This is a genomic window from Leptospira weilii, from assembly GCF_006874765.1.
Classification (GTDB): Bacteria; Spirochaetota; Leptospiria; order Leptospirales; family Leptospiraceae; genus Leptospira; species Leptospira weilii.
Genome location: NZ_CP040840.1, coordinates 3,747,501 through 3,763,253, shown reverse-complemented (window position 1 = coordinate 3,763,253; position 15,753 = coordinate 3,747,501). Strand labels below are relative to the sequence as shown.

The window sequence follows — 15,753 nt, the reverse complement described above, 5'->3', positions numbered from 1 at the left end:
ATTTTGTTATCGAATCATGAACACATTCTCATTTCGTTTTAGAAGGATCTTTTCCGTTTCGTTTACTACCCGCGTTAAAACTCAAATTTCCCATTCCAAAACGGTCTTACATCGGAAGTTCGGAACCGCTTATTCTACATTCCGAGTTTTGTTCGTTTTAGGTCAGATTCTATTTACAGCGTGTTTCAAAACCCCAATTTACTTTGTCGGAAAGATCAAGCTGGTAACTCAACGTATCGTTTTTATTAACGCTCGAAGGGTTTTGTCCCTGGCGCTACGATTCTTAGAGAGCAGTACCATTGAGTTTTTTTTGGGACAGGTTCTTATCATTTTTTTATTTCTCGGTTGTTCTCCCAAAATGCCTTCCGATTCTCGGATCGTCGAACTTTTGTTTTCATCCGCTGACCGAAAGAATCCTAATGTGTTATTGAAAAAAGCGGGCAATTTGGACGAGGATCAGGAGTTAGAATCTTTCTCATTGGTTCGCAACGGAACGGAAGAGGTTTTGGGAATTTTCAAAAAGAAAGAAGGAGAATGGTTTTTACTCGGGAAATTTTCCTTTTCCCTACTGAATATCGGTCCACTTCGCTACGACTCCTCTAAGTCTTCCTGGCTTTCCGGGGAATCCGATTCCGGGAAAAAGGAATCAGGTTTCGTAGTTAAGAGAATTCTAATGGAAGAACTTCCCGGAGACGGGTTTAATTCTCTTTTTTTGGAAGTATTAAGCGAAGAGCCTCCTCTCGGACTTTTTTCGGTACCTTACGCGATCCGTAAAGGTCAGAAAATTTTGGACGGTCTTTTGTCTTTGAAAGATCACGAATTTTTAATCAAGTCCAAACGAGCCGATTTCGATTATAATAAAACCGAAAAGAACATCACGATTTTTCCTTCCAATCGCAGCTATGCTCAGAATTTTATCTTTAACGGCTGGGAAATGGTTCCGGATATACCGCGAGTGGCGGTACCTTCTCTTCTTTCTTTGGAAGCTCCGAAAGAATGGAAAAAGGGAATTCCGGGAGAAGTGACTCTTTGGTTTAAAAATCGAGGTTCTTACGCAGGCGTGACGTATCTTTCCCTTTCATTTCCCGAGGGTGGAAAAGTAACCATAGATACTACAAAAGAAGGACAAAGAATTTATTCTCCCGGTTCAAACGTATTCTCCTCAGCGGGTAAATACATCAGTTCTGTATTTCCTCTTATTGAAGTTACGAAGGAAAGCTGGGGAAGAAATCATAAATACGGAATTCGATTTTCTTTAACTCCGGATAGGGACGGTACTCCGAGCGTTCTGTTCCGTTCTTCAACGCGAATGGGAAAAGAAGTCGTCAATCTTCCGAATCAATTCGGATCGATTCAAAAACAAACCGATCAGCAAGGTTTCGTTTCCTACAAATTGGATTTGGTTTCTAAACAAGAATGAGCGATCTCGCAGTTAAAAAACTAAAAGCGGCAAGAGCGGAAGTTGTTCGAGCGCAGGTGGAACGGTTTCGCGTTTTTTACGCGAGCTATTTTCATTTGGAAGAAACGATTCCAATGGTCGAGTATTTCTTCGAAAAAATCTATAACTTAGAAGGAAGAGAAGTCTGGCTTCATCTTGCAATGGATACATACCAAAAAGTAAAAGGTATGATGAAAGAAACTTCTCGCGAGAACATCGAGTATCTGATCGAACTCAACAATCTTACGGAGGAACTGGATACTATCTTTGCCAAACATCTGGTGGATTCGGGTTGGGACGGCAAACGTTTGAGCAGGGAAGAATATGATCTTCACTACGGCCAAATGGGTCACTATAAAGAACGAATGAGACAGTTGGAAATCGTTTTACGGAACTTAAAAGTTTTTTATGAATTGGCCCATAGACCGATTAGCGCTTATTTAATCAAACCGGCTCGATTTATGGCTTCTCTTTTCGGAGTGTCCGCCTTATTTCAAAGCGTAGAAGAGGCGTATAACGCGACTCTTCCCGTTTCCGCAAACATATTCAATTCTTTTTATGAAGAAGTGAAAAAGAAAGAAACGGAATACATTCATACTTTACTGGGAGAAAATCGCAAAGAAGCATGAGTCGACTTCGTAGACAACTTCTGGAAAGAGCGCACCGCAAAGGGGAATCTCATGAGAACCGAGAGCGTTGGCTTTTGACTTATGCGGATATGATCACACTCCTTTTGGGTTTATTTATCATTATGTATTCGATCTCTCAAGTCGATCAGGCAAAGCTCAAACAAGTCGCCGATGTGATCCGGGGCGGTTTCGGTTTGGGGGAATCTTTCTTCCAAGGAAGTGCGATTAAAATTGAAGACGATCCTATGCTTCAACCTAAAACTCAGCTTTATCGTTTTTGGGAAAGAATCAGTTACACTTTAAGGAAACTTAAAGAAAAAGCCAAACTCAATATTGGAATTCAAGAAACCGAAGAGATCAAAATTGTACTTTTCGGTTCCTCTTTGGGGGAAGGTCGATTCCAACCGGACGAAGAAATGGTTTTCGCATTTCAGAAAATATCTGAATTATCTTCCGCGATGGACGTGGATATTACTCTTAAAGTTCAAATTCCTTACGGAAACGAAGCCGCCCAAAAAGGTTTTAGAAACGTTTGGGAGTACAATGCGTATCGCGCAGAATTGATCGCAGATTCGTTGTCTCAAAATTATAAAATTCCCAAGGAAAAAATTTCCATCGAAGCTTCCAGTTCGTACAAACCCGTACAATCTTCCACAGCAACTCCAGAAGGAAGAGCGTCCGGGGAAAGAATAGAAATTTTTATCCGTAAAAAATCGGAACACTGAATAGAGAAATTATGAAACGGAATATATCGCTATTTACAATTTATACTTTTGGAATATTCTTCTTTTTGAGTTCGTCTTTCTGCAAAAAAAACAACTTACCGCCTGGAATTCAGGACGACAAATGGAGAGAGGAATCTTCCGAACTTGTCTCCGCGTATTGTCAAAAACTTGCAAGTTGTACAAAGGGAGTCAAAGATTCTAGTTCTTCTACAGAACCGCCAGATTTGAAATATTCTTCACAAGAGTTGATTCAAGAAAAGTTAAAACCCGCAAATTGCGCCGAAAAATTTCGGAGTTCGAACGCGTACTTATTGGCAAACGAAAATCCGGAAACAATCAAAAAAACAGTCAGAGGTTGCTTCCAAGCAGTGATCGGCGGAAATTGTGAAAAAATTCGAAAAGGAGTTTTAAAACTCTCCGAGGATTGTGTTCGACTCCGGGCTATCCAATTCAAACGGAATTAGAATCGAATATGTTACGCGGTCTTAAAAGGCTCAATCGGTATGATAAGAAAATTCTGAAAATTTTAAAACTAGGGGGCAAACTTGCATCTCTCAGTCAAATCGGATTTTCCAGAAAAACTTCGGAAGGATTTCGATTTCCGATTCATGCGTTAAAAATCGGAACGGAAAAGGGCATCAAAGAACATCCCGTCGGAATTATGGCCGGAGTTCATGGGCTTGAGACGATAGGTATTTTAATTCTTCTCGACTTTTTAGAATATGTTCTGCATCCGAATTCTACTGGATATATTCCTGAATTAGAAAAAGGTAAATTAGGAATTGTTGTATTACCGATCGTCAACCCGGGTGGGGTCGTGCTTAAACAAAGATCCAATCCCGCAGGCGTTGATCTTATGAGGAATTCTGGAATTGCGGCGATAAAACCTTTCCTTTTTTTCGGCGGGCAAAAAATTTCCAAACGCTTACCTTACTTTCGCGGAAACGGATTGGAACCCGAATCCAAAGCGTTGTTTCGTCTCGTTTACGAATCTTTTTTTACGGTTAAGGACGCGATCATTCCCGTTTTGGATCTGCATTCGGGGTTCGGAACGGTTGACAACGTTTGGTGGCCTTACGCTTTTACAAAAGCCCCTTGTCCGGATACGTCCTCGTATCAAAAAATCGAAAAACATTTAAAACATCATTGCGGTCATATTCATTTTCAATACGGACCTCAAAGTGAAACCTATACGACGCACGGTGATCTTTGGGACAAGCTTTACGATCAATACAGAGACTATCACAAGAATTCGCGGAACTGGAATTCTAAGTTGCTTCCTCTAACCTTGGAAGTGGGAACCTGGTCCGATATCAAGGAGGATCCTTTCAAATTGTTTCGCAAACGGGGAATTTTCAATCCCGCTTCGTTTAACAAAATCGAAACCGTCGGAAGATATAGAGGTTTTTTGAGAGATTTTGTTCGTCTCGGTTTGACGAAACCGAAAGACTGGGAACGGGACTTCGTGTATCGTAAAAAAGCCGATTAAATCCTTTGGGATCTCATTATTGATCCCTATAAAATAACGTGACTTTGGCGTAAAAAATTCATGGTTCATTTTTCTGCAAAGAGTTGGAATCTGAACTTTGTAAATCTATTCTTAAAATGTGGGAACTAGCACAAATCACGATTTTACGAACAACTGGAATTGTAGGGATTTCTACTTTTAGAAAATTCTTTCTCATTTTTTTACGCCGAACTCACGTTAATATAGTTCAAGTGCTCAGAAGTTTTTACGTTTTACAGCAACCGCTAATTCCTACTTATCTCTATATAATAGAGTTTCCAAAATTCTGCGTCTAAACACGGATTTGTGCTCAAATGAACGGTACTCCTTTATGTAGAGATCAGTAATTCGCGGGGGGAGTTTCCACATGCGATGGCTTGTAATCAAATAAAAAATTAAAACGAAATCAAAGCTTTCAGGAGAATTGTAGAATTTCTTTTAAGCCTGTCTCGAACGGTTCCGTTTCTGTCAAAAGACTCAGGACGATTCTTCCCGGGTTCTTTTCGTTTGGAAAACCGAACATTTCTCCGGGGTGAACATATACTTTTTTTTCCTTTAATAAACGAAGTGAGAATTCCTCTTCCGGGAAAAATTTTTCGCTTTCTAAAACGCAATACCAACCTGCATTCGGGAAGTCGCATCGAACCGTCTTAGAATTATTCACATTTTCCAAAGTTCGTTTTAAAAAAGAAAGATTTCTTTGAATCCGTTTGATAATTTGAGATTGAATTAAATTCTTCCATTGTAATAGATCGGAAAGCACGCTTTGAACGGGAGTGTTCACCGAAAGATAAGTATCGGATATGAGTTCTAAATATTCTTTCGCCTTTTGTTTCCAAAACTCCGGTCCGCTGAGTAAAATCCAAGATAACTTCATTCCCGGAAGCCCCAGAATTTTAGACAATCCGTTTACGGTGATCACCGGCGTGTCCGAATCCGTTAAAGTCTTATGGAGATCTTCTCCGTAAACATAGTCCGAAAAAACTTCGTCTATGATTAGCGGTATATTATTATTTTTTAAAGTACCTTTTAGGGAATAAAAATCGGATTCGTTTAACACGGAACCCGTGGGATTGTTGGGACTAACGACTAAAATCAGTTTGCATTTTGATAAATCTTTCGGGTTCAGGTCCGATTCCTTTAATTTCCAGCCATTATCTTTTTTTGTGAAATAAGGGACGGTTTGCAACCCTTCCATCACGGAAAGAAATTCGAACAAAGGATAACCGGGTGCGGGGATCAAAATCCAATCGCCCGGGTCGCAAAATAACTTAAACAAATACGAATATGCTTCCGAAGAAGAGGAAGTTAAAAACAAATCGTCTGGATCGACCTTCACTCCTTTCGAGTAGTAATATTCTTGAATTTTTTTTCGAGCCTCTAAGTTTCCTCGAGGATCGGGGTGATAAGTGATCAGGTCAGTGCTTCCAAAACTATGTCGAATCGCTTCCGCCGGATATTGAAGACCAACTTGAGTGGGGTTGGAAACCGTCAGATCGGAATAAAGAATTTGGTTTTTCTTATACTCGGATAAGATTGCGACGAATTCGTTTTCCCCTTCTTGAAACGAAAATCGGGAACTAAAAGGAAAAGATTTTTTCACGGAGAACCGCTTTTGAATTTTTGAATCAAAAAAAGAATCAGAGAGATTAGAATGCTCGCTAATATCGAGGTAGTCAAAGGAAAATAAAACCGAAAGTTTTCCTTTTCAATGCGGATATCACCTGGCAGTTTTCCTAAATAACTTAGAAAAGAAATTTTGTTTCCGTAAAGAATCAAGAGACCGACACACAAAAACAAAAAACCTAAAATCAAAAACGGTTTGGCAAAATTTTCCATCGGCGATTTTGATTTTAATTTTTAGATTTCCAAAGTCAAGAAGCAATTTTATTCATTCGGTATATATATGCAAATTTATTGATATGGTTCGTTGTTTACCGTAAAACCGCGCAAATACGACTAGAATGATATTTTTGAAATGCGGGAGCTCGCACAATTTTTGTGTATCAAAACAATATGCTTTAAAGCGAAGTGATTCAATTTTTAAATTACGAGGTTAATCACCGCTCTAACATAACCTTACCCACAAATACTTGGATCCGAAGATAAATCTGTCGGAATTCCGACAAATCCTCTGTGAAACTTACGCCCCTCCCTGATTTTGGGTGGTGGGGTGGGAGGCGGAAAGACTCGGGAAATTTTTCTCTATCAGAAAATCATACTTTTTGCAAGTAAAAAGCCTCATTCTTGTCGGAACACTTGAAAAATATCAGTTTTTGATCCTTATTATACCAAAAGCCTTCTTAATTTGTGTGGTTGGTTAATCACCGCTCTAACGGTTGCTAAACTTAGCGAATGCCCTCTGTAAATTGGGATAACAAAGATAACCTTCCCGGTTTTAATTTCATTAGAACCCATCTCAAAAACCAACAAATGATAAGTACAATTTATTTTTAAAGCTGTACACAATCGTAAAATAAAAATCACTGAAAGAATGGATTTAAGCAACGATCAATGGAAAATATTGGAGCCTCTGATAATTGAGCCTAACGTTCGTGAAGATGGAAAAGGTCGTCCTCGTATGGATGCTCGTTCAATCTTAAATGGAATTCTTTGGATATTGCGCACAGGAGCTCAGTGGAAGGAATTGCCGGATCGTTATCCTCCATATCAAACATGCCATCGTCGCTTTCAAGAATGGAACCGAAATGGAACGATGCGGAATATGATTCGTAGTTTAGCCTCCGATTTGAAAGAACGCGGAGGAATAGATATAGAAGAATCCTTTATAGACGGCACATTTGTTCCTGCAAAAAAAGGGGTCCAAAAGTGGGGAAAACCAAACGTGGGAAGGGTACAAAGATCATGGCAATCGGAGACAGCCAAGGTCTTCCTATCGCCTTTTGCACGGAAAATGCTTCGCCCCATGAAGTCACGTTAGTGGAGCAAACATTAGAAAATCTTTTTATAGAAGAAAATCCAAAACGAATGATCGGTGACAAAGCATACGATAGCGACGGTTTAGACGAACACATTTTGCAACAGTATGAAACGAAAATCATTGCACCGCATAGAAAGAAAAGAAAACAACCGACACAAGATGGTCGAGGATTGAGGCGTTACAAACGACGATGGAAAATCGAGCGTCTTTTTGCCTGGCTTCAAAACTTTAGAAGACTCGTAGTCCGTTATGAATATTACGATTTTAATTTCGATGGGTTTATTGCTCTCGGATGTGCTATGATCCTTCTTAGGCATTTTTGAGATGGGTTCTAGTTCCGGGACAAAAAATTAATCTTCGAGAATGAATTTGGCCGCTTGCTTACTAAACGCCATGATCGTATAGCTTGGATCCACCGAAACTCCAGTCGGAAATACGCTGGAATCGGAAACGTATAAGTTTTTCAAACCGTGAACTTTGTGCTTCCAATCTACAACGGACCTGGAAGGATCCTGTCCCATTCTGCATCCTCCTGCCGGGTGCGGAGCGGCCATCATCATCGAAGCGGGGCGGAGTTCAAGTCGATCAATCTTATCCATTTCTTTCTCGGAAAAAATTTTTGTTCTTTTGAAGTCGGGTAAAAAAATCCACTTGGCTCCGGCTCTAAAATTCAATTGAACTTGTTTGCGGATGCAGTCTTTCAAGACTTCCTTTGTTAATTTTCCGAAGCGATACGTCACCGTACGTTTACCGGAGGAATTTACCGAAATATTTCCAAGTTCCGAAGGAACGTCGTCGATCCATCCGATCGTACCTCCTATATGAGTAAGTTGCTTCATGATTTCCCTATGTTCAACTCCGAAGCCGGGGATCAACGCAGAGAGACTTCCGGGTTGGAGTTGATTGGCCATGATTAAAAATCCGCCTTCGATATAATCTCCGCCTTCTTTAAAACTGGCTAAACGAAATTCTTCCACGCCGAATGCGGAAGGAATATTTCTCCATTGAACGATCGGTTCTTCATAAAGCGCGTGAACGAAAGGGGAGGGATTGATCGCAAGATGTTCCCCGAGAGCGGGAAGTTTTTTCTTCCATCCGTTTCTCAGCAAGAATGTGGAACTTCCGAAACCACCGGCCGCAATCGCAAAAACGGATGCTTCGAATCTTAGCGTAATTCCGGATTCTTTTCCGGAAGGTCGATCCATCATAACCGCTTCTAAAAATTCCACCTTGTCACCTTTGAGTTCCAAACGAACCGCCTTACAGTCCGCGTATATGTCGGTTCCTAGAGCCATCGTCTTAGGAATGTGAGTCACCAACTGGCTTTGTTTGGCTCCATACATACAACCTTGCATGCAGTGACCGGATTTCTGACAATTCTTTCTCGCTTGCGGAACCGGGTTGCCTTCCCAGTCGAGAGATTTACAGGCTTTTCTCACAAGGTGATTCATTTTATTATAATATTCTTCTTTAGCAGGATGAACGTTTAAGACTTCGTCCAACTCTTTCCAATGAGAACTTAAATCTTCGAATGAATGACCGTAAATTCCGTATTCTTTTTTCCAAAGATCAAGTCTGTCTTCCGGAGTTCTGTAACTATCAGCCCAATAATGAACCGAAGCTCCGCCTACGTTTTTTCCATAAACAAGGTTGATGGTTCCGGTAGCGTCGGTGTTCATATTTCTTTCCGCGGAAATTTTTCCGGCCATGTTGAGTTCGTGGTTGTCGAAAGTTCCCGTATGATAGTAACCACCTTCTTCTATAAGAATTACTTTTTTACCGTTTTTGGAAAGCTCGTAAGCGAGTGTAGAACCGCCGCACCCGGTTCCTACGATAACCACATCCGCCTTTACGGTTCTGGAATTTCCCAGATTTTTCCATTCGTAAACGCGACCGCTCATGACTCCCCCAAAATTTTTTTATAATAGATTCTGGATTCGCTTAATTTTTCGGGAGGGTTTCCGAAAGGTCCGTCATACGAAATTGCTTTGAAGGAAGATTCGTGTCCATAGTAAACCAAGTAAATGGGTAATTTAAGATTTGTTAATGCGGCTCGGATTGTATCGGATTCGGTTGTTTCTTGGGAAAGTAGAAAATTCTTTCGATCTTCTTCGTTTAATCTGGAAAAACGACCCCAATAACCTTTAACCAGAGGAAGATATTCTAAAATAAGAATGAGAGATCTGAAATCATCGGAGACGTCCGGACTTACAAAAAAAAATTCTTCGTCCAATCTGCGAATTACTTCCGCCTTTTCAATGTCGGGAAAACCCGATTCTTGAGGCAAAAGGGTTTGAGAGTAAGCTGATAAAAATTCAACTTCGGATATGGAAAAAAATAAGGTTTTGGGTAAGGATTGATTTTTAGAACGACGAAAAAAGAAAGTTCCAACACCAATGCTTAGTAAGCCTCCAAGGCCGAAACCGAATAATTTTCGTCTGGATATTTTTTCCGTCCATAAGTTCATAACTTCGGTGAATATCCCTGAATTGAAGCGGGTGTCAATTCTGAAAAGTAGTTGACGCAACAATCGTTCGATAAACTTTGTCAAGCATGGCTGATAAAAACGACAAAGTTAAACAGAACGCGCCTGGAAAATACTATATCGATAATAGTTGTGTTCCTTGTAACGACTGTTTGGAAGAAGCTCCTATGCTTCTTAAATACACCGAAGACGAATCGAAAGTTTATTTTCACAGACAGCCGGCTTCTCCTGAAGAGGAAATTGCGGCAAGAAAAGCGATGGAAATTTGTCCTGTTGAAGCTCTGGGAGATGACGGAGAATAAGTTTAAAAATTTGTCGGATTTTATTTTCAGCCCCGGTGTTTATCCTTAAACTTTTGGAAAGTTTCTAATCTTCACAATTTCTTTCTTCTTATCTTTATCTAACAAATTCTTCGATTAAAATCCTTAAAAAAACTGTCTATTCATCTACGGGTTTCTACGAATAAAAGGTCAATAGTAGGCCGATTTGTATTAAAGGCTTGCGGTTCGGACGCGAACAAAAACGTAAAAATCTACGTTTCAATTTCGTAATGGATTGTCTTTTCCAAAATAGGACCTATTTTAAGGAAAACCAAAGGTGCGTACTTTGAGAGAATTCGATTTTCAATCGGCTGATTTTTATAAATTTCTAATCGAAAGAAGTCCTGAGTTGATTAGCTTTCATGATCCGGATGGAATCTTTCTTTATGTCAGTCCTTCGGTAACTTCTATTTTAGGTTATCAACCAGAAGAATTAATCGGTAAAAACCCCTACGATTATTTTAGCCCTCTCGATAAGAGCAGAATTTTTGAAAATTCCCACCAGCCGATTTTAAAAGGAAAGGAAATCGAACACGTCGAATATCAGTTTCTCAGAAAAGACGGAAAATACGTTTGGTTGCAAACAATTACTCAATCGATTCGAGATGATCAGGAAACTATAATCGCTCTTTTTAGCACTTCCAGAGAATATTTAGGGCTCAACGCAATTCTTGACGAGACGGAAAAAAAACAGGTTCTCGATGAGATTCGTCTTTCGGAAGAAAAATTTTTCAATGCGTTTTATTATTCGGGCGTCGGTATGGCTCTCGTTTCTTTGGAAGGAAAATGGCTGGAAGTAAATTCAAGTCTTTTGGATATAATCGGCTACTCCAGGGACGAGATTTTAAAACTTACCTTTCAAGATATAACTCATCCGGATGATCTTACCGCCGATTTGAATCTTTTACAGGAGACGCTGGAAGGTAAAAGAGATAGTTATAGAATGGAGAAAAGATACTTTCATAAAAACGGAAGTACGATATGGATTTTATTGATAGTGTCTCTTGTGAGAGATTCCCAAAAGAAACCTTTATTTTTCATCTCTCAGATCCAGGATATTACCGATCGCAAAAACATGCTTTCTGCTTTAATCGAAAAGAACGAAACCCTACAGGCGTTGAGCAATCACTTAACGGAAAGAAATTCTCAATTGGAAGAGTTCAATCAGATCGTTTCTCACAATCTACGTGCGCCAATTGGAAATATTTTTACACTTACGACCATGTTGAGCGAGAAATACGGTACGGATAAAGATGAGCTTCTCCAATCTTTGGAAATGAGCGTAAAAGATTTGATGAACACATTGAGCGATATTGTGGAAGTGATCAGAATTCGCAGAAATCGGAACGTGGATAAACAACCTATTCTTTTTAAGGACGCCTTTAATAAGATTCAGAATCTTCTATCCACTGAGATCAAAAAGATGAGCGCGGAAATTCAAACGGACTTTACCGCGGCCCCGGAAATTCTTTATTCGAAGGTATATCTGGAAAGTATATTATTGAATTTATTGAGCAATGCTTTAAAATATTCCGATCCTAACAGAAAGTCGGAGATTTCTCTCGTCTCATATATAAAAGACAGAAAAATCTTTTTGATAGTTCGCGATAATGGTTTAGGAATCGATCTCCAAAAATACGGTCATCAAATGTTTAAAATGAATAAAACGTTCCACCGGGAAAAAGAAGGCCAAGGTATCGGGTTATTTATGACGAAAAATCAAATAGAATCCCTGGGGGGTGAAATAACGGTTGAAAGTTCTCCGGGTAAAGGTACATCTTTCCTCATCAATTTCGATAAATACAATGATTTCGAACAGCGGTAATATGAACTTCTGGTTGATCGATGATGATTCGATCTATATTATGATCGCAAGACGTTTTTTGGAAAAAGACGGTAGGATCGCGAAACTACGTGATTTTCAAGACGGTGAATTGGCTCTTCAGGAACTTCAAACATTGAGTTCCGATCGGGAACAACTTCCTGATGCGATTTTATTGGATATCAATATGCCTTTTATGGACGGCTGGCAATTTCTGGACGAATTCAAAAAAATCCAAGGGGTCTTGGCAAAAAAAATTACCATCTTTATGGTAAGCTCTTCCGTAGACGAAAGGGATATCGTAAAGGCGAATTCTTTTCCCGAAGTTAAGGGCTATCTCTCCAAACCTCTGACTCAAGATCATATTCAGAAACTTTATAGCGAGCTAACATAAGTTAGTCGGATTGAATTTCAAGATACGGATTCCGTTGTGAAATTCGTCAAATATTTCATCGAATTTTTTCTTCGAACGAACGGAAAGTCCTTAAAACAGTGATTCTCAAAATTTATGATTCCGGCGTAAGAGTATGTACGTCGATATGATTTTCGCTCTTTACCAACTTCAATAAAAATTTCTCTCCGTCGTAGATTTTAATTAGGTTTTTTTCTTCATCAAAGGATATACGATCCTTTACGACTAAATTCTTTTTCAATAATTTATGGTTCACATATAAAGACCAACGATTGCCGTCTATGCGATCTTGTGTGTAATGGGGAGAGGACAACAGAATAATTATGAGATTGTCTTTCGTAATGTGATAGTTTGTGTATAGGTACGCATCTTCGGTCGTTTTTTTGACTGTATCGAATACGATCAATTCCCCAAGGGATGGATTAATGTGAAGCTCAAAAATATATTTTTTACCGAAAGCATGGTACCTCGTAATTGAATTTCCAAGAGTTTTTGTTTTGAATATTTTGTTTTCGTATTTTATAATAAGTCGATCACTTTCCATTTCAGCCGATATCTTTTGAGAATAGAGTTTATTCGTTGAAAATAAGAGTATTATACTTATTGAATTTATTAAGATTAGTTTCATTTTATTGGAAAAATAATTCGTAGGAGTTCAATTGGTTTTTACGATTGGATATGCAATTGGAGTTTTGACAGTTGAACTCACAAAAAGAGTTTCCTGTATTTTGTAAAAAACCATCCTAAGAAAGCGCCGAGTGGCAAGGTAATCCAACCACAAACGAATAAACTGATCAATGTGCCAAGCGAAACGGCAAAAAATCCTATAAAGGGATTCATGGGAGGTTCTTGTTCGTTCAGGCTTTTAAAATCTAAAATCCAGTATTCTATATTTTCAGATATGATTACAAAGTAAAAAGTCAAATGATGCGATAGTGCTACTATAAGAACGCCTAAAATGATTCCTCTTATAACGTTGTAATTTTCTTTTCTCTCAACGAAAAGATTCCAAACTACATAAGATGTTGAGAATGCGGCCAAGGTTGAATAAATCGGGAATGTTTTGTAATCCCCTACTGCGGTGAATGTAATTACAAGACCGACGACGAGTCCGATAATCGAGCAGGATAGCGCAATCGCTAAGCCCATTTTCTTTTTTTTTAATATTCATTCAGGATAGAAAGGGATGAAGTATGGAAATTTAATTCGAAGTCGATTGTAATTTTCGAAATGACCCTTTTTCAAGAGGGGGAATTCGATTTTATTTTCCAGTCTTTTTTAGCCGTCCCTGAAAAAATAACGAAAATACGTACAGCGTAAATAAACTGCTTTCCAAAGGAAAAGAGACGTTCAAGTTCATCTTTTCTCGTTTTAAATTGAATTCTCTATACTTTTTCAGGGACGACTATTCACTCTCCTTGCCCCAAAGAAAATGCCCTTTTTCCGTTAAAATAATATAAGTTTTCCGTTTTGATTGTATCAAAACCAGCTGAATCCAATTTTAAGAGAAGTTCAGCAATTTGCTTGTGAGAAATCGGATGATACGAAGGATCTTCCTGTTGAATCAGGGCGTTCTTGCTCACGAATCTACATCTCCAATGGTCTATCAAAAACGTTTCCGGTTGTCCGTCCGGATAAACTTTTACTCCTCGATTGGTGATGATTTTTAACATCAGATCGTTTGAAAGGGATTTGAGTTTATTTCCGAGTTCGTTCGGATCGTTTCCGGTCCAATCCAAAAAAATGTCGACTCCGACCAGTTCTTTCTTTTGGATGATTTTCTTATATTCGGGAATTATAATTTTCTTTGCCTTGCCGAAAGAAACCGGTTTGAATTTTTCGGGAAGATGCCCCAGATTTCCGATTACCGCATCGGCAAATTCCTTGGTTCCGACTTTGATTCTACTTACACCGGCTTTAAAGATATCTCCGGTATGAATTCCCTCTTCGATCGCGAGGAGCCAAGCGTTGTTGACTTTTGCCGCGATATCGGGTTGCCCTATATGAACAAGCATCATCACTGCGGCATTGAGTAAGCCGGATGGATTTGCTAAGTTTTTCCCCGCAATATCGGGAGCAGAGCCGTGAATCGCTTCGAACATAGAAACGATTTCACCGATATTGGAAGAACCGGCCATTCCAACCGACCCCGCAATTTGCGCGACGATATCGGAAATGATGTCTCCGTACAAATTCAAAGTTACGACAACATCAAAGTTCTGCGGTCTATCCGCAAGATTTGCGGCACCGATGTCAATGATCTGTGAATTTGCTTCGAGTTCGGGATATTCTTGTGCAATTTCCTTGAAGATATCATGAAACAAACCGTCAGTCTGTTTCATGATATTATCTTTTACCATTGCTGTTACTTTTTTTCTTCCGTAGGCTTTGGCGTATTCGAAAGCGTAACGAATGATTTTTTCCGAACCTGGACGGGAAATCAGTTTGAGACATTGAACCGTATCGTTGGTTTGTCTATGTTCAATTCCGGTATAAAGGTCTTCCTCGTTTTCACGGATGATGACAATGTCGAGGGAAGGGTGTTTGGTTTCCACATACGGATACAGAGAAAAACAGGGCCTGACGTTGGCAAAAAGTCCCAAAGTGGTTCTTACGGTTACGTTCAAACTTTTGTAGCCGCCGCCTTGAGGAGTGGTAATGGGGGCCTTCAAGAACACTTTAGTTTTTCTGAGAACGTCCCAAGCCTCGGGCTTGATTCCGGAAGGATATCCATCCTTATAAACTCTTTCTCCAATTTCTATTTCGATCGGATCGATTTTTGCTCCGGCCGCATTGAGAATTTTGAGAGTTGCATCCATAATTTCAGGACCGATTCCGTCTCCATGTGCGATTGCGATTTTAGTTTTTTCGGACATTCTCATCTCCTAATACTTCTATTAGAACGAGGACGGTATAAAGGTCAATTCTTATCGAGCTCACCTATATCAGCTATCGTGGAAGTCATGTGCGGTAGGCGATCATGAATACTACTCATCTCTACATAATAGAACGTGAATTCGGCGTAAGAAAAATTGGGCGAATAAGAAACTAAAGTGTAACGACTCCTTGAACTCAGGCGCAGAGCTTTCCTAAACTCAAATCTCGCTCTCGAAGGGTCGCGAGATAGGTCGCTCTGCGGGTCGCAACAGCTCGCGAATTTCATAGATCAAATGGCTCGCGACCTGTCGAATGACCTAGGAAACTCAGCGAATGCCTCTTTTGTGAATCGGCATTCAGGAGTGAGACACTGAGTTAACGCTTTCTTACAAAGCGTTTCATTGAGTTTTTTAACTAAAGTGTTGCTGCCTACAGTCGCACATAACACACCAATTTCTTCGGAATGAACTCAATGTTTCTCCCTAAACTCAGGGAAACGGCTCCCTACTGATCCTACATAATAAAATGTCCAAAATTCTGCGCCTAAAACGGGATTTGTACTCAAATTAACGGCATTCTATATTCTAGGGATTCGTA

At 39.6% G+C, this 15,753-nt stretch carries 16 protein-coding genes; 9 read left to right on the top strand and 7 right to left on the bottom strand.

The genetic code is table 11. The annotated features are described in order from the left end of the window. The first annotated feature begins 16 nt into the window (after positions 1 to 16). From FHG67_RS18375 to FHG67_RS18355, 5 genes are read left to right on the top strand one after another with little or no spacing between them, the layout of a single operon-like run. Complete coding sequence (locus FHG67_RS18375) at positions 17 to 1,420, top strand: LIC13341 family surface-exposed protein (protein WP_061230921.1); 1,404 nt, start codon at positions 17 to 19, stop codon at positions 1,418 to 1,420. Next, positions 1,417 to 2,067: an FFLEELY motif protein gene (locus FHG67_RS18370; RefSeq protein ID WP_004498925.1), complete on the top strand. Its 651-nt coding sequence runs from the start codon at positions 1,417 to 1,419 to the stop codon at positions 2,065 to 2,067. The genes FHG67_RS18375 and FHG67_RS18370 overlap by 4 nt, the downstream gene beginning before the upstream one ends. After that, entirely contained in the window at positions 2,064 to 2,792 is a 729-nt protein-coding gene (locus FHG67_RS18365; RefSeq protein ID WP_002614396.1) for an OmpA/MotB family protein, read from the top strand. Before FHG67_RS18370 ends, FHG67_RS18365 begins: the two co-directional genes overlap by 4 nt. A gap of 11 nt (positions 2,793 to 2,803) precedes the next feature. Continuing rightward, positions 2,804 to 3,256, top strand: a complete 453-nt coding sequence (locus FHG67_RS18360; RefSeq protein ID WP_036075111.1) for an LA_2478/LA_2722/LA_4182 family protein — start codon at positions 2,804 to 2,806, stop codon at positions 3,254 to 3,256. Between the two features lie 8 nt (positions 3,257 to 3,264). Continuing rightward, positions 3,265 to 4,281 carry a M14 family zinc carboxypeptidase gene (locus tag FHG67_RS18355; protein WP_004498944.1) on the top strand — a complete coding sequence of 339 codons (1,017 nt, stop codon included), beginning with the start codon at positions 3,265 to 3,267 and terminating at the stop codon, positions 4,279 to 4,281. Between the two features lie 433 nt (positions 4,282 to 4,714). Here the strand turns inward: FHG67_RS18355 and FHG67_RS18350 are convergent, their stop codons facing one another. Both FHG67_RS18350 and FHG67_RS18345 read right to left on the bottom strand, forming a co-directional pair. Beyond that, entirely contained in the window at positions 4,715 to 5,902 is a 1,188-nt protein-coding gene (locus FHG67_RS18350; RefSeq protein ID WP_004498946.1) for a pyridoxal phosphate-dependent aminotransferase, read from the bottom strand. Beyond that, positions 5,899 to 6,138 carry a DUF2905 domain-containing protein gene (locus tag FHG67_RS18345; protein WP_004497091.1) on the bottom strand — a complete coding sequence of 80 codons (240 nt, stop codon included), beginning with the start codon at positions 6,136 to 6,138 and terminating at the stop codon, positions 5,899 to 5,901. The genes FHG67_RS18350 and FHG67_RS18345 overlap by 4 nt, the downstream gene beginning before the upstream one ends. Before the next feature lie 655 nt (positions 6,139 to 6,793). Between FHG67_RS18345 and FHG67_RS18340 the strand changes: the two genes are divergently transcribed. Next, positions 6,794 to 7,563, top strand: a protein-coding gene (locus tag FHG67_RS18340; protein WP_085986074.1) for an IS5 family transposase whose coding sequence is annotated in 2 segments (ribosomal slippage) — positions 6,794 to 7,130 and positions 7,130 to 7,563 — 771 coding nt in all. Because the reading frame shifts where the segments join, the coding sequence is not laid out codon by codon here. 27 nt (positions 7,564 to 7,590) lie between these two features. Here FHG67_RS18340 and FHG67_RS18335 read toward each other — a convergent pair. Both FHG67_RS18335 and FHG67_RS18330 read right to left on the bottom strand, forming a co-directional pair. Further along, positions 7,591 to 9,141, bottom strand: coding sequence for an FAD-dependent oxidoreductase (locus FHG67_RS18335; protein ID WP_061235545.1), 1,551 nt, complete (start codon positions 9,139 to 9,141; stop codon positions 7,591 to 7,593). Continuing rightward, on the bottom strand, positions 9,138 to 9,707 hold the full coding sequence (locus FHG67_RS18330) for a hypothetical protein (protein ID WP_004504034.1): 570 nt from the start codon (positions 9,705 to 9,707) through the stop codon (positions 9,138 to 9,140). Before FHG67_RS18330 ends, FHG67_RS18335 begins: the two co-directional genes overlap by 4 nt. Before the next feature lie 86 nt (positions 9,708 to 9,793). Here FHG67_RS18330 and FHG67_RS18325 point away from each other — a divergent pair, with 86 nt between their 5' ends. The 3 genes from FHG67_RS18325 to FHG67_RS18315 all read left to right on the top strand — a co-directional run bounded on the left by FHG67_RS18325 (position 9,794) and on the right by FHG67_RS18315 (position 12,261). Continuing rightward, entirely contained in the window at positions 9,794 to 10,027 is a 234-nt protein-coding gene (locus FHG67_RS18325; RefSeq protein ID WP_016759438.1) for a ferredoxin, read from the top strand. Positions 10,028 to 10,331: 304 nt separating this feature from the next. Continuing rightward, positions 10,332 to 11,870 (top strand): PAS domain-containing sensor histidine kinase, encoded by a 1,539-nt coding sequence (locus FHG67_RS18320; RefSeq protein ID WP_026054426.1) that lies wholly within the window; start codon positions 10,332 to 10,334, stop codon positions 11,868 to 11,870. A gap of 1 nt (position 11,871) precedes the next feature. Then, positions 11,872 to 12,261: a response regulator gene (locus tag FHG67_RS18315; RefSeq protein WP_002632774.1), complete on the top strand. Its 390-nt coding sequence runs from the start codon at positions 11,872 to 11,874 to the stop codon at positions 12,259 to 12,261. Positions 12,262 to 12,373: 112 nt separating this feature from the next. Here the strand turns inward: FHG67_RS18315 and FHG67_RS18310 are convergent, their stop codons facing one another. From FHG67_RS18310 to FHG67_RS18300, 3 genes are all read right to left on the bottom strand, one after another. Further along, complete coding sequence (locus FHG67_RS18310; protein WP_004500025.1) at positions 12,374 to 12,823, bottom strand: hypothetical protein; 450 nt, start codon at positions 12,821 to 12,823, stop codon at positions 12,374 to 12,376. Positions 12,824 to 12,984: 161 nt separating this feature from the next. After that, positions 12,985 to 13,428, bottom strand: coding sequence for a hypothetical protein (locus FHG67_RS18305; protein ID WP_004501684.1), 444 nt, complete (start codon positions 13,426 to 13,428; stop codon positions 12,985 to 12,987). Between the two features lie 260 nt (positions 13,429 to 13,688). Then, positions 13,689 to 15,155 carry an NADP-dependent isocitrate dehydrogenase gene (locus FHG67_RS18300; protein WP_004497132.1) on the bottom strand — a complete coding sequence of 489 codons (1,467 nt, stop codon included), beginning with the start codon at positions 15,153 to 15,155 and terminating at the stop codon, positions 13,689 to 13,691. Between the last annotated feature and the right edge of the window lie 598 nt (positions 15,156 to 15,753).

Excerpts from the sequence above, each read along its gene's own strand:
- FHG67_RS18375 (WP_061230921.1), top strand. The coding sequence starts at position 17 with ATGAACACATTCTCATTTCGTTTTAGAAGGATCTTTTCCGTTTCGTTT.
- FHG67_RS18370 (WP_004498925.1), top strand. The coding sequence starts at position 1,417 with ATGAGCGATCTCGCAGTTAAAAAACTAAAAGCGGCAAGAGCGGAAGTT.
- FHG67_RS18365 (WP_002614396.1), top strand. The coding sequence starts at position 2,064 with ATGAGTCGACTTCGTAGACAACTTCTGGAAAGAGCGCACCGCAAAGGG.
- FHG67_RS18360 (WP_036075111.1), top strand. The coding sequence starts at position 2,804 with ATGAAACGGAATATATCGCTATTTACAATTTATACTTTTGGAATATTC.
- FHG67_RS18355 (WP_004498944.1), top strand. The coding sequence starts at position 3,265 with ATGTTACGCGGTCTTAAAAGGCTCAATCGGTATGATAAGAAAATTCTG.
- FHG67_RS18345 (WP_004497091.1), bottom strand. The coding sequence starts at position 6,138 with ATGGAAAATTTTGCCAAACCGTTTTTGATTTTAGGTTTTTTGTTTTTG.
- FHG67_RS18335 (WP_061235545.1), bottom strand. The coding sequence starts at position 9,141 with ATGAGCGGTCGCGTTTACGAATGGAAAAATCTGGGAAATTCCAGAACC.
- FHG67_RS18330 (WP_004504034.1), bottom strand. The coding sequence starts at position 9,707 with ATGAACTTATGGACGGAAAAAATATCCAGACGAAAATTATTCGGTTTC.
- FHG67_RS18325 (WP_016759438.1), top strand. The coding sequence starts at position 9,794 with ATGGCTGATAAAAACGACAAAGTTAAACAGAACGCGCCTGGAAAATAC.
- FHG67_RS18315 (WP_002632774.1), top strand. The coding sequence starts at position 11,872 with ATGAACTTCTGGTTGATCGATGATGATTCGATCTATATTATGATCGCA.
- FHG67_RS18310 (WP_004500025.1), bottom strand. The coding sequence starts at position 12,823 with ATGGAAAGTGATCGACTTATTATAAAATACGAAAACAAAATATTCAAA.
- FHG67_RS18305 (WP_004501684.1), bottom strand. The coding sequence starts at position 13,428 with ATGGGCTTAGCGATTGCGCTATCCTGCTCGATTATCGGACTCGTCGTC.
- FHG67_RS18300 (WP_004497132.1), bottom strand. The coding sequence starts at position 15,155 with ATGTCCGAAAAAACTAAAATCGCAATCGCACATGGAGACGGAATCGGT.